Source organism: Methylobacterium sp. A49B (assembly GCF_053346215.1).
Genome location: NZ_JBKFBO010000149.1, coordinates 73326 through 86431, shown reverse-complemented (window position 1 = coordinate 86431; position 13106 = coordinate 73326). Strand labels below are relative to the sequence as shown.

The 13106-nt window shown below is 68.4% G+C and carries 13 protein-coding genes; 3 read left to right on the top strand and 10 right to left on the bottom strand.

The annotated features are described in order from the left end of the window. Window positions 1–109: 109 nt before the first annotated feature. From ACLBX9_RS31460 to ACLBX9_RS31420, 9 genes are all read right to left on the bottom strand, one after another. Complete coding sequence (locus ACLBX9_RS31460; protein ID WP_010685949.1) at window positions 110–400, bottom strand: hypothetical protein; 291 nt, start codon at window positions 398–400, stop codon at window positions 110–112. 284 nt (window positions 401–684) lie between these two features. Further along, window positions 685–996, bottom strand: a complete 312-nt coding sequence (locus ACLBX9_RS31455; RefSeq protein WP_010685950.1) for a hypothetical protein — start codon at window positions 994–996, stop codon at window positions 685–687. Between the two features lie 267 nt (window positions 997–1263). Then, entirely contained in the window at window positions 1264–1602 is a 339-nt protein-coding gene (locus tag ACLBX9_RS31450) for a hypothetical protein (protein WP_010685952.1), read from the bottom strand. A gap of 455 nt (window positions 1603–2057) precedes the next feature. Beyond that, the gene (locus ACLBX9_RS31445; protein WP_010685953.1) at window positions 2058–2441 is read right to left on the bottom strand and encodes an SUF system Fe-S cluster assembly protein; all 384 of its coding nucleotides are present in this window, start codon (window positions 2439–2441) and stop codon (window positions 2058–2060) included. 50 nt (window positions 2442–2491) lie between these two features. Further along, entirely contained in the window at window positions 2492–3736 is a 1245-nt protein-coding gene (locus ACLBX9_RS31440) for a cysteine desulfurase (protein WP_447721663.1), read from the bottom strand. 202 nt (window positions 3737–3938) lie between these two features. Beyond that, entirely contained in the window at window positions 3939–5261 is a 1323-nt protein-coding gene (locus ACLBX9_RS31435; RefSeq protein ID WP_447721662.1) for a SufB/SufD family protein, read from the bottom strand. Window positions 5262–5264: 3 nt separating this feature from the next. Then, on the bottom strand, window positions 5265–6017 hold the full coding sequence (sufC, locus tag ACLBX9_RS31430) for a Fe-S cluster assembly ATPase SufC (RefSeq protein ID WP_010686943.1): 753 nt from the start codon (window positions 6015–6017) through the stop codon (window positions 5265–5267). 223 nt (window positions 6018–6240) lie between these two features. Next, window positions 6241–7710, bottom strand: a complete 1470-nt coding sequence (sufB, locus tag ACLBX9_RS31425; protein ID WP_447721661.1) for a Fe-S cluster assembly protein SufB — start codon at window positions 7708–7710, stop codon at window positions 6241–6243. A 69-nt stretch (window positions 7711–7779) separates the two neighbouring features. Then, complete coding sequence (locus ACLBX9_RS31420; RefSeq protein WP_447721660.1) at window positions 7780–8949, bottom strand: cysteine desulfurase family protein; 1170 nt, start codon at window positions 8947–8949, stop codon at window positions 7780–7782. Window positions 8950–9222: 273 nt separating this feature from the next. Between ACLBX9_RS31420 and ACLBX9_RS31415 the strand changes: the two genes are divergently transcribed. The 3 genes from ACLBX9_RS31415 (at window position 9223) to ACLBX9_RS31405 (ending at window position 11703) form a co-directional block, all read left to right on the top strand. Then, window positions 9223–9879 carry an alpha/beta hydrolase gene (locus ACLBX9_RS31415; protein ID WP_010686946.1) on the top strand — a complete coding sequence of 219 codons (657 nt, stop codon included), beginning with the start codon at window positions 9223–9225 and terminating at the stop codon, window positions 9877–9879. Window positions 9880–9965: 86 nt separating this feature from the next. Continuing rightward, the gene (locus tag ACLBX9_RS31410; RefSeq protein WP_010686947.1) at window positions 9966–10352 is read left to right on the top strand and encodes a response regulator; all 387 of its coding nucleotides are present in this window, start codon (window positions 9966–9968) and stop codon (window positions 10350–10352) included. Between the two features lie 58 nt (window positions 10353–10410). Further along, entirely contained in the window at window positions 10411–11703 is a 1293-nt protein-coding gene (locus ACLBX9_RS31405; RefSeq protein WP_010686948.1) for an O-acetylhomoserine aminocarboxypropyltransferase/cysteine synthase family protein, read from the top strand. Between the two features lie 213 nt (window positions 11704–11916). Here the strand turns inward: ACLBX9_RS31405 and ACLBX9_RS31400 are convergent, their stop codons facing one another. After that, entirely contained in the window at window positions 11917–13086 is a 1170-nt protein-coding gene (locus tag ACLBX9_RS31400) for an acetyl-CoA acetyltransferase (protein WP_447721659.1), read from the bottom strand. Window positions 13087–13106: the final 20 nt, after the last annotated feature.

The following is a 13106-nucleotide window of genomic DNA, read 5'->3' as shown; positions in this document are numbered from 1 at the left end:
CTGGGATCAGCGGAGGCTAGCGCGGCCTCGCCCGTCTCCGCTCGGGTGAGCAGACGGCGCGGCCCGCATCGGGCGCGGCCGGGCCTATAGCACGCGGCGCACCCAACACTCACGGGTCCGATGTGCGCGGACGCACCGCGACGCCACAGTCCGACGACTCTCCGAAACCTTCTACCAGCGCCAGGCACGCGCTGCGGCGCTCGGGATCGGCGATGCGCGAGAAGGCCGCCAACAGGGCCGCGCATTCCGACGCGCTCGGCCCGGTGGCGCCGTCTGCCCATGAGACCCGGCTCCGGAAGGCCATCACCGGAATATTGAGCGCACCGGCGATCTCTCCGAGCAGCCGCTCACGCTCGTCCGCAGCGGCCTTCTTCAGATCGGATCCACCCGCGTCCGTCATGATTCCTTCAACATCGTTCCTTCAGCCCGTCGCCGGAAATCGCTTCCCGGCAGACCTGTCCCGCTCCGAGCGGCGCCAAGCGCGACCATTCACAAATTCCGCTCGGCTGCAACCTACCGTTATGTTCGTACCGTTGTCGGACGGGTCGAACCGGTCGTCTGCATACGTCGAAAGCCACGGCTTCAAGGCGGTGAAGTCAGTATCGATCTGCGTGTCGCCCGTTATGGACCGAATAGGACGCGACGATCCTGTCATCGGGGTTGCGCGACCGGACTGACCGCATCCTACGCTGCTCGCCGAAGCGTGATGAGCGCGACCAAGCCGACGAGCGTCGCGGCGCCGAGGAAGCGACGCCACGGATTCACGCCGCGGAGCAACTCATCGAGGGCCCACCATGTCAGGGCCAGATCGGCTCCGACCGAGAGCCAGGACGCGAGCGAACCCGTTCCGCCCGAGCTCCACGCGGCCAGGGTCAAGCCGCCGAACAGCCACAGCGGCAGGTTCGGCCACTGCGCGATCGTGATGGCGCCTGTCGTCCGGTCGCGAAACAGCCAGTCGATCCCGCGCGCCACCGGGCCGGTCCGCCCTTGATCCATGACGTGGAACCTTCCCGTGGGAGATCGCCGGAAAACGGCCGACCGTAATCTTAACCGTTCAACAACCTTAATGAACAGAAGCGGTCTGTAAATCCCTAACGGAAGCTGAAAGGACTCGCGAAAAATCCGTTAATGGGGTGATGATGCGTTACCCAAGCAGCAACGAAGCTGACGTCCACGAAGGTCTGATCATGAGCGCCCGCATCGAAGATCTGAAGTTCATGCTCACGCTCAGCGCCGTCGTCCTGTTCGGCAGCGGACTGGACATCATCCTGCGCTGACGGCGGCGCCGAGATGGGCGCGCACCCTGCGTTCGCCGGGGGTGATCGCGCGGCGCAGGGCCGAGCGGGCGGCCGAGACCTGCGCGTCCAACGTCCGGGTCTGGTCGGGCGCGAAGGGGACCGCGACCACGCGTCCGCCCGAACCCGCTATTCGCGGCGACCCAAGCGGGTTGGCGGCGGACGGAGCGATCTGTCCGGATCGGAGATAGCTTCGGAGTTCGGCCACCTTCGCCTGCCGCTCCGCACGGATCTTGATGGCGGCGATCACGAGGCCGATCAGCCCGGCCGCCTCCAGGAACGCCGCGACCACGTAGCCCGAAGCCATTCGATTCCACCAGCTGCGTCAGGGAGGGCGCCGCGCCGAAGCGGCAAGACCTGATCTGCGCCCGCGTGGTTAGCGCGGCCTTAACGGCTCCGTCGATGGACGCTGTCCCCAGATTGCCTGCAGGATTGAGAACGTCGCGGAACGCTGCCTGTAACCTGCGGCGTCGATCCGTCATCTTCAGTATCGGTTGCCTGGTCTTCCCGAGCCGATGCCCACGTGCCTCAGCTCCCCGCGGAGCACGTTCGGCCTGTCCTCCGATAGCGCGCAGGACCGCGGACGAATTCTTCCCCTGGCCGCTCGGTCAGGACGGGCTCTACGACCTCGTCGACGGCCTGCCGGCCCCTCACGCGACGATGACGACGGGCGCCAGCGCCCGCTTCGCCTTGGCCAACCCTTGGCCGACATCTACGACGCCGTCGCCCTCAAGCCGGGACGCCCGCTCCCCGGAGGCCGGACTACCACATGTCGAGCGCGACGCGAGCCTCGTCCGACATGCGGCTCTGGTCCCACGGCGGATCGAACACCATCGTGACCGCGCAGGACTGCACGCCTGGGACGGCGGACACCGCGTTCTCGACCCAGCCGGGCATCTCGCCCGCCACGGGGCAGCCGGGCGCCGTGAGGGTCATGTCAATCGCGACATTGCGGTCGTCCCCGATATCGACCTTGTAGATCAGGCCGAGCTCGTAGATGTCGGCCGGGATCTCGGGATCGTAGACGGTCTTCAGCGCCGCGACGATGTCGTCGGTCAGGCGGTCGAGCTCCGCCTGCGGGATCGTCGAGTCGCCGGCGACGGCGGGGGCGTTCATGCCGCCCGTGATGGTTGCGTCGGTGCTCATCGCTTCACTCTCCCCGGGCCCGCACAGGCGGGACCAGCCTCATCCCCGTATCAGGTGAACAGCATCTCTGCTCTGCCGAGCGCCTCGGCAAGGGCATCGATCTCGGCGGTGGTGTTATACAGCCCGAACGAGGCGCGGCAGGTCGAGGTAACGCCGAACCGCTGGAGCAGCGGCATGGCGCAATGCGTCCCGGCCCTCACGGCGACCCCCTGCCGGTCGATCACCGTGGCGATGTCGTGGGCGTGCGCCCCCTTCATCTCGAAGGCGATCACACCGCCCTTGCCGGGCGCGGTGCCGATCAGGCGCAGGGAATTCATCGCCCCGAGCCGCTCCTGCGCGTAGGCCGTCAGCTTCGCCTCGTGGGCGGCGATCGCGTCGCGCCCGAGCGTCATCATGTACTCGAGGGCGGCGCCGAGTCCGACTGCCTCGATGATCGCCGGGGTGCCGGCCTCGAACTTGTGCGGCGGGTCGTTGTAGGTGATCGCGTTCTCAGCGACTGTCCGGATCATCTCGCCGCCTCCCTGGTAGGGCGGCAGGCGGTCCAGCCATTCCTTTTTCCCGTACAGCACGCCGATGCCGGTCGGACCGTAGACCTTGTGGCCGGTGAAGACGAAGAAGTCGCAATCCAGCGCCCGCACGTCGACGGGCGTGTGCACGGCACTCTGCGCCCCGTCGAGCAGAACCGGCACGCCGTGGGCGTGGGCGATCCGAACGATTTCGGCGGCCGGCGTCACCGTGCCGAGCACGTTCGACATGTGGGTGATCGCCACCATCTTGGTCCGGGGCGAGAACAGCTTCTCGTACTCCTCCAACAGGAAATTGCCCTGGTCGTCCACCGGCGCCCACTTGATCACGGCGCCCCGGCGCTCGCGCAGGAAGTGCCAGGGCACGATGTTGGAGTGGTGCTCCATGATCGAGAGGATGATCTCGTCCCCCTCCCCGATCAGGCCGGCCCAGCCCATCGACGAGGCCACGAGGTTGTAGGCCTCGGTGGCGTTGCGGGTGAAGATGATCTCGTCCGTCGAGGCGGCGTTGAGGAACTGGCGCGTGGTCTCGCGCGCGCCCTCGAAGCCCTCGGTGGCGGCGTTCGCCATGTAGTGAAGGCCGCGGTGGACGTTGGCGTAGCCGGTCTCCATGCAGGAGACCATCGCGTCGATCACCTGCCGGGGCTTCTGCGCGGAGGCGGCGTTGTCGAGGTAGACGAGCGGCTTGCCGTAGACCTGCTGGCCCAGGATCGGGAAATCCCTGCGGATCGCCTCGACGTCGTAGGTTGGGGTAAGGACGGGTGCGTTCATCGGGTCACGCTCACGGATCTCCCTCCCCCCTCTGCGGGGGAGGGTGGCCCTCGCGTCAGCGAGGGTCGGGAGAGGGGAGCCCGGCCGCCGAAAAGGACTGAGCGGGTGTCGAGAACATGGCCTCGTTCTGCACCGTCGCTCCCCTCTCCCGCCTCACTCCGTTCGGCACCCTCCCCCGCAAGGGGGGAGGGTTGAGTCAGCGTCAGCCCCGCGCCGTCAGCCAGGCCTCGATCTCGCCGATCAGCGCCGCGCGGGCGCCCTCGTGCGTGACCGCCTCCACGGCCTCGCCGACGAAGGCCTGCACGAGCAGGCTCTCGGCGGTTGCACGCGGCAGGCCGCGGGCCATGAGGTAGAACAGCAGGTCCTCGTCCGGGGCGCCGCAGGTGGCCCCGTGGCCGCAGGCGACGTCGTCGGCGAAGATCTCCAGCTCCGGCTTGTTCATCATCTGCCCCTCGTCGGTGAGGAGGAGGCAGTCCGACTTCATCTTGCCGTCGGTCTGTTGCGCGGCCTGACGCACGATGATCTTGCCCTGGAACACGCCGGTGGCGTCGCCGTCGATGATCCACTTGAACTGCTCGCGGCCGACGCCCCCGACAGCGGCGTGATCGGCGAGCAATGTCGAGTCGGCGAGCTGGCCCTTGCGCAGCATGGCGGCGCCGTTGACCACGACGTTGGTATCCTCGCCCGCGATGTGAACGAAGATCTGGTGGCGCGACAGCACCGCTCCGGTCACGAGGTTGACGGTCTCGACCTGACCCTCGGCCTCGACCTTCAGCGACAGCGTCGAGAGCGCGATGGTGGCGTCGCCCTCCGTATTCAGGCGGGTATGCCGGAAGGCGGCCTTCGGGCCGACCACCACATCGAGCGCGTCGTTCGGCTGGCAGGTGAGCCCGTCCGGTCCCTCGTGGCTCTCCAAGAGACCGAACTCCGCGCCCTCGCCGATCTGGACGAGCACGCGGGTCGCCGTCGAGAACGGCGTGTTCCCGGTGCCCACGAAGCGCAGGTGCAGCGGCCGCGCCGGCTTCGCGCCGGGCGCCACCGTGATCAGCGCGCCGTCCGCCAGGAAGGCCGTATTGAGCTGGTAGACCGGGTTATCGCGGGCCTGCGGCACCGGGGCGAGCTGCTTCAGGTCGACATGAGCCCGGGTCAGCGCCTCGGACATCGGGACGACCGTGACGCCCTCGGGGATCCGGTCGAGATCCGACAGCTCGCGGACGAGATGGCCGTTCACGAAGGTGAGGCGCGCGGCCTCGATGCCGGCGAAGCCCTTCGCCCCGGCGACGGCCGCCTTCGCATCGTCGAGGCTCGGTGCCTCGGCCGGAGGCGCGGCCTCCGTGATGGCGGCGCGCAGGTCGGTGTACTTGAAGGCCTCGACCCGCCGGCTCGGCAGGCCGGTCGCCTCGAAGAAGCGGAAGGCCTCCTCGCGGGCGATCGCCTTCTCGCTGGCGAAGCTCTGCCGGGCGGTCTCGAACAGCTTCGACAGGCCGGCCTCGGCGGGGGAGCGGAGGTTGGTGACGTCGGCCATGGCTCAGGCGGCCTCCCCGGTGCGGTACTCGGCGTAGCCTGAGGCTTCGAGCTCGAGGGCGAGCTCCTTGCCGCCGGTCTTCACGATCTGACCCTTCGACATGACGTGCACGGTGTCGGGTACGATGTGGTTGAGCAGCCGCTGGTAGTGGGTGATCACCAGGAACGAGCGGCCCTGGGCGCGGAGCGCGTTCACGCCCTCGGAGACGATGCGCAGGGCGTCGATGTCGAGGCCGGAATCGGTCTCGTCGAGGACGCAGAACTTCGGCTGCAGCAGCGCCATCTGGAGGATCTCCATGCGCTTCTTCTCGCCGCCGGAGAAGCCGACGTTGAGGGCGCGCTTGAGCATCTCCTTGTTGATCTCGAGCTTGTCGGCGGCGCCGTTCACCGCGCGGATGAAGTCCGGGGTCGACAGCTCGGCCTCGCCGCGCGCCTTGCGCTGCGCGTTCAGGCAGGCCTTGAGGAAGGTCATGGTGCCGACGCCGGGGATTTCCAGCGGGTACTGGAAGGCCAGGAAGATGCCGGCCGCGGCGCGCTCGTCGGCGGCCATCTCCAGCACGTTCTGCCCGTCGAGCAGGATCTCGCCGTCGAGAACCTCGTAATCCTCCTTGCCGGCGATGACGTAGGAGAGCGTCGACTTGCCCGAGCCGTTCGGGCCCATGATCGCCGCGACCTCGCCGTCGTTCACGGTCAGGTTCAGGCCGTTCAGGATGCGGTTGTCCTCGATCTGCACGACGAGGTTCTTGATTTCCAGCATGTCTTGGTAGTCCTGTTCGAAATCGCTGATTGTCCCCTGCCCCAAGCCCTCGCTGGTCACGCAACCCGGCGTGACGAAGTGCGACGCGCTCTCCTCCCCCTTGTGGGGAGGAGCGGGAGGTGGGGGTGGAGCAGAAGGCAACGCCGCGCTTTATCCGGCACCACCCCCACCCCTGCCCCTCCCCGCAAGGGGGAGGGAAGATGCACACACCCGCCGAGGGTCCTTAGCCCACCGAGCCTTCCAGGCTGATCGAGATCAGCTTCTGGGCCTCGACGGCGAACTCCATGGGCAGCTGCTGCAGCACGTCCCGGACGAAGCCGTTGACGATGAGCGCGGTCGCCTCCTCCTCGGAGAGGCCGCGCTGCTGGCAGTAGAACTTCTGATCCTCGGAGATCTTCGAGGTGGTGGCTTCGTGCTCGAACACGGCCGAGGCATTCTTCGACTCGATGTACGGCACGGTGTGCGCGCCGCACTGATCGCCGATCAGCAGCGAGTCGCAGTTCGTGAAGTTGCGCGCGCCCTTGGCCTTCCGGTGCGCCGAGACGAGGCCCCGGTAGGTGTTCTGCGACCGGCCGGCCGAGATGCCCTTCGAGATGATCCGGCTCGTGGTGTTCTTGCCGAGATGGATCATCTTGGTCCCGGAATCGACCTGCTGCATGCCGTTCGACACCGCGATCGAGTAGAACTCGCCGCGGGAATCGTCGCCGCGCAGGATGCAGGACGGGTACTTCCAGGTGATCGCCGAGCCGGTCTCGACCTGCGTCCACGAGATCTTCGAGCGGGCGCCGCGGCAATCGCCGCGCTTCGTGACGAAGTTGTAGATGCCGCCCTTGCCGTCGTTGTCGCCCGGGTACCAGTTCTGGACCGTCGAGTACTTGATCTCGGCATCGTCCAGGGCGACCAGCTCGACCACCGCGGCGTGGAGCTGGTTGTCGTCGCGCTTCGGGGCGGTGCAGCCCTCCAGGTACGAGACGTAGGAGCCCTTGTCGGCGATGATCAGCGTGCGCTCGAACTGGCCGGTGTCGCGCTCGTTGATGCGGAAATAGGTGGACAGCTCCATCGGGCAGCGCACGCCCGGCGGGATGTAGACGAACGACCCGTCGGAGAAGACGGCCGAGTTCAGCGTCGCGAAGAAGTTGTCGGTCACCGGCACGACCGAGCCGAGGTACTTCTGCACCAGCTCGGGATGCTCGCGCACGGCCTCGGAGATCGGCATGAAGATCACGCCGGCCTTCTCCAGCTCCTTCTTGAAGGTCGTGGCTACCGAGACCGAATCGAACACCGCGTCGACCGCGACGCGGCGCTCCGGCGCGATGCCCTCCAGCACCTCGACCTCACGCAGCGGGATGCCGAGCTTCTCGTAGGTCTTCAGGATCTCGGGATCGATCTCGTCGAGCGATTCCGGCCCCTGCCGCTTAGGGGCGGCGTAGTAGTAGATGTCGTTGTAGTCGACCTTATCGTAGGAGACGCGGGCCCATTCCGGCTCCTTCATGGTCAGCCAGCGCCGGTAGGCGTCGAGGCGCCACTCCAGAAGCCACGCGGGCTCGTTCTTCTTGGCCGAGATGAAGCGGACGACGTCTTCGGAGATGCCCTTCTCGGACTTCTCCATCTCGATCGTGGTCTCGAACCCGTACTTGTACTGGTCGAGGTCGATCGAGCGGACCCGGTCGATGGTTTCCTGCACAGCAGGCATCAGCGTCTCCTAGGCATCTCCGGCGTCAAGGACCGGGAAGCGTCTGTCGGAAAGCGGGGGCTGCGGCGCTCAGGCCGCCTGTCCTCGCCGTCTATATAGGGGCTGCAAGGCCCGTTCGAAGGCGTCGAGGAAGCATGCCACCTCCTCGTCCACCGTGTTCCAGCCGAGGCTGACGCGCAGCGCCCCCCCGGCGAGATCCGCATCCACGCCCATGGCGGCCAGCGTCGCCGAGCGCGCGACCTTGCCCGACGAGCAGGCCGAGCCCGACGACACCGCCACGCCGGCGAGGTCGAGGGCGATCAGGGCCGCGGGCGCGTCGAGGCCCGGGACCGAGAAGCTCAGGGTGTTGGGCAGGCGCGGCGCCCCGGCGGCGAACACCACCGCGTCGGGCGCGAGCGCCCGCACGCCGGCCTCGATCCGGTCGCGCAGGTCCGACAAGCGCGCGGCCTCCTGCCCGAGGGCCTCGCGGGCGATCCGCGCGGCCTCGCCCATCCCGACGATCGCCGGCAGGCACTCCGTGCCGCAGCGCTGCCGGCGCTCCTGGCCGCCGCCGCGCAGGAAGGCGCTCTCCAGCGCGACGCCCTCCGCGAGCACCAGTGCGCCGACGCCCTTCGGCGCCGCGAACTTGTGGCCCGACAGGGTGAGCGCGTCGAGGCCGAGCGCAGCCATGTCGAGGGGGATCTTGCCGGCTGCCTGGACCGCGTCGCTGTGGACGAGCGTCCGCCCGTGCGACCGCGCCAAGGCCCCGATCTGCGCCAGCGGCTGTACCGCGCCGGTCTCGTTGTTGGCGGCGTGCACGGAGACAAGCAGGGTCTCGTCGGCCAGGGCGGCAAGACGCGCTTCCAGGGCGCCGAGGTCGACCACACCATCGGCGGTGACCGGCACTTCCTCGACGGCCGCTTCGGGGAACCGGTGGCCGGACGCGACGCACGGGTGCTCCGTCGCCGCGTGAATCAGCCGCGTCGGAGCCGGCACGCCGCGGCGGCGCAAGGCCCCGGACAGGGCCGCGTTCGCCGCCTCGGTCCCGCCGCTGGTGAAGACCACCTGCTCCGGCCGCGCGGTGACGAGGGCCGCGACGTCGCTGCGGGCGGCCTCCAGCGCGGCCCGGGCGGCGCGACCCTCCTGATGGATCGAGGACGGATTGCCGGGGAGCATCAGGGCGCGCGCCACCGCCTCGGCGACAGCCGGCCGGACCGGCGCAGTCGCATTGTAGTCGAGGTAGGCGCGTGCCCGGCTCATCCGCGTTCCGTTAAGCCCTTTGCTGCGGCGCGTCACAATTCCTTGCCCGCGCACCGGCTCGCCGTGCTAAGGCGCGCCGAGAGAATGAGATCCCGCCGACCGAGCGCGGCCGGCGCGGCAGCCAACGACACGTATCGGCCGCCTTCTTTAGAATAGTTCTAATCGCCTAGAACTGTTCTAAGAGTGCTTTTATGGTGCGGGCGCGACGAGTCAAGGCTGCTGCGCCGCCGTATCGATCGTCCGGCGGACGATCTCCGGAGTGAGAGACGAGCGATGCCCGAAGTCATCTTCACCGGCCCGGCCGGCCGCCTGGAAGGCCGTTACCAAGCCCCCAAGAAGCGCGGCGCGCCGATCGCCATCATCCTGCACCCCCACCCGCAATTCGGGGGCACGATGAACAATCAAATCGTGTACAATCTTTTTTACACCTTCGCCAATCGCGGCTTCGCAGCCCTGCGCTTCAATTTCCGCGGGGTCGGGCGCAGCCAGGGGTCGTTCGACCACGGCTCGGGCGAGCTGTCCGACGCTGCCGCGGCGCTAGACTGGGTGCAGTCGGTCAATCCGGAGGCGAAGTCCTGCTGGATCGCGGGCGTCTCCTTCGGTTCGTGGATCGGCATGCAACTCCTGATGCGCCGTCCCGAGATCGAGGGCTTCATCTCCATCGCCGCCATGGCGAATCGCTACGACTTCACCTTCCTGGCCCCGTGCCCCTCCTCCGGCCTGTTCGTGCACGGCTCCGAGGACCGGGTCGCGCCCGCCCGCGAGGTCATGCCGGTGATCGAGAAGGTAAAGACGCAGAAGGGCGTCATCATCGAGCATCAGATGGTCGAGGGGGCGAACCACTTCTTCGACGGCAAGGTCGAGGAGCTGACCCAGACGGTGGACACGTACCTCGACAAGCGCCTCGGCAAGCGCGAAGAGGCAGCCTGACGCAGCTGGGCCCCGCGCCTTGACGCGGGGAGCCCCGGAGGAATAGGGCGCGGGCTCCGGAATTGAGATCCAACCTCGCAGGTCTGATGTCAGAGAGCCCATCCGACCATCCCGTCGTGCTGCTGGTGGAAGATGACGGCCTCCTGCTGATGGAGGCGTCGGACACCCTGGCGGATGCCGGCTTCACGGTGGTGGAGGCAACCCACGCCGACAAGGCGCTGAAGGTGCTGGAGAACCGCGACGACGTCGGCGTCCTGATGACCGACGTCGACATGCCGCAGGGCTCGATGGACGGCTTCGCGCTGGCCCGGCTCGTGGCGCATCGCTGGCCGTCGATCCCGGTGCTGGTGGTGTCCGGCATGGGCACCCCCGGCCCGAACGACATGCCGGAGGGGGCGCGGTTCATCCCGAAGCCCTATGAGCCGACGACGCTGGTCCGCACCCTTCAGGCCTTCGTCCGCCGCGCGGCTTGACGCCGGCACTCCGCTCGGGCTCACCCCGGTCCGGGCGTCGAACACCCGACCGAGAGCCATGACGGACCAGAACCGACAGCACCGCTTCGCGACCCGGGCGATCCACGCCGGCGCGGCGCCGGATCCCGCCACGGGGGCGCGGGTCCAGCCGATCTACTTCACCAACGGTTTCGTCTTCGACTCGACCGAGCAGGCGGCGGACATCTTCGCCGGCCGCCGGACCGGCTTCTCGTACTCCCGCGGATCGAACCCGACGGTCGCCGCGCTGGAGCGCCGGGTCGCCGACCTGGAGGGCGCGAAGGCGGGCGTGGCGGTATCCTCCGGACAGTCCGCCATGCAGTTGGTTCTGATGACGCTGCTGAAGAGCGGCGACGCCTATGTCGCGTCCCCCCGCCTGTTCGGCGGGTCGCTCGGCCTGATGCGCCGCCTCGACGGGCGCTACGACCTGAAGCCCCGCTTCGCGCGCGGGATGGCCCCGGAGGATTTCGAGGCGGCCATCACCCCGGACTGCCGGGCCATCTTCTGCGAATCGATCGTGAATCCCTGCGCGTCGGTGGTGGATCTCGACGGGATCGCCGCCGTGGCCCGCCGCCACAATCTGCCGCTCGTCGTGGACAACACCCTGGCCTCGCCGGCCCTGATCCGACCGATCGAGCACGGCGCCGACATCGTCTGGCACTCCACCTCGAAGTTCCTCAGCGGCTCCGGCCAGACCATCGGCGGCGTGATCTGCGACGCCGGCCGGTTCGACTGGGCGCAGGCCGGCGGCTACAACCTGATCACCGAGCCCTGGCCGGATTACGACGGGCTGGTGCTCACCGAGGCCTTCCCGGAGACACCCTTCGCGGCGGCGTGCCGGTTTTTCGGCCTGCGCGACCTGGGGCCCGGCCTGTCGCCGATGAACGCGTTCCTCACGCTCATGGGCGTCGAGACCCTGCCCCTGCGCATGGAGCGGCATTGCGCCAACGCCCGCGCGGTGGCGGCCTTCCTGAAGCAACACCCTGCGGTGGCCTGGGTGAGCTATCCGATGCTGCCGGGCCAACCCGGGGAGGACCTCGCCCGCCGCTACACGCCCGAGGGGCCGGGCTCGATCTTTACCTTCGCGCTGAAGGGCGGCGAGCCGGCGGCGCTGCAATTCATCGCCGGGCTCGAGCTGATCTCGCATCTGGTGAACATCGGCGAGATCAAGTCGCTGGCGATCCACCCGTCCTCGACCACACACCGGCAGCTGCCGGAGCACGAGAAGGCCGCCGCGCAGGTGGGGCCGGAGACGGTCCGGCTGTCGATCGGGTTGGAGAACGAGGCCGACCTGATCGCCGATCTCGAGCAGGCGCTGGACCGGCTGGGCTGAGCGAGGCGCTCGGTCCCCTACCCTCATCCGTCATCGCGCGCGCAGCGAAGCGACCCAGGGAAGCGCGCGGCTGATCGTCGTTGCGCTGACTGGATTGCTTCGCTGCGCTCGCAAAGACGGCGACGATCAGACCTCGCATTCCAGGTCCCATCCGCTGCCGCATGCGGGAGGGACTTCGTCAATCCCGATCCTTCGAGAGAGCTGAGCCTCCGCTCAGCGCCGCCGCTCCAAGATCGAAACGTAATTCGTTACCGCCGCCCCGCCCATGTTGAAGATCCCGGCGAGCTCCGCGCCCGGCACCTGCATCTCGCCGGCCTCGCCCATGAGCTGCAGGCAGGCCATGACGTGCATCGACACGCCGGTGGCGCCCACCGGATGGCCTTTGGCCTTGAGTCCGCCGGACGGGTTGATCGGCAGCCGGCCGCCCTTCTCGGCAAGACCCTCACGGACCACGCGGTACCCCTCGCCCGGCGCGGCCAATCCCATCGCCTCGTACTCGATCAACTCCGCGATGGTGAAGCAGTCGTGCGTCTCCACGAACGAGAGGTCGTCGTTGCCGATCCCGGCCTGCGCCCGCGCCTTGTCCCAGGCCATCCGCGCACCCTTGAACTCCGCCGGGTCGCGACGAGACAGGGGCAGGATGTCGTTGACATGCGACCGGGCGCGGAAACCGATCGCCCGTTCCAGACCCTCGGCGATCTCCGCATCCGCCACCACCAGAGCCGCGGCACCGTCCGAGATCAGCGAGCAGTCGGTGCGCCGCAGGGGCGCCGCCACGTAGGGATTCTTCTCCGAGATCCGGTTGCAGAAATCGAAGCCGAGATCCTTGCGCAGCTGCGCGTAGGGGTTGCCGACGCCGTTGCGGTGGTTCTTGGCGGCGATGCGGGCCAGCTCCTCGCTGCGGTCGCCGTAGCGCTGGAAGTAGCCCGCCGCGATCCGCCCGAACACGCCCGCGAACCCGCCCTCGATGTCGGCCTCCTCCTTCCGGTAGGAGGCGCCCAGCAGGATGTCGCCGGTCTCGGCCACGGTCTTGGCCGTCATCTTCTCGGCGCCGATGACCAGCGCGACGCGGCCGCGTCCGCTATCGACGAAATCGAGGGCCGCGTAGAGCGCGGCCGAGCCGGTGGCGCAGGCGTTCTCCAGATGGGTCGCCGGCGCGTGGGCGAGGCCCGGACGGTTCACCGCCACCAGCGAGCCCTCGAAGCCCTGCTTGGAGAAGCCGGTATTCATCGAGCCGACGTAGATGCCGTCGACCTGGGACTCCTCGACGCCGGCATGGGCCAGCGCCTCTCCGGAGACCCGGGCGATCAGTCCCTCGACATCCGGCTCCTCGAGCTTGCCGAAGGGCGTGTGGGCCCAGCCCACGATGCAGGCGCGCGTCATCCGGTGGTCTCCCGATTGCT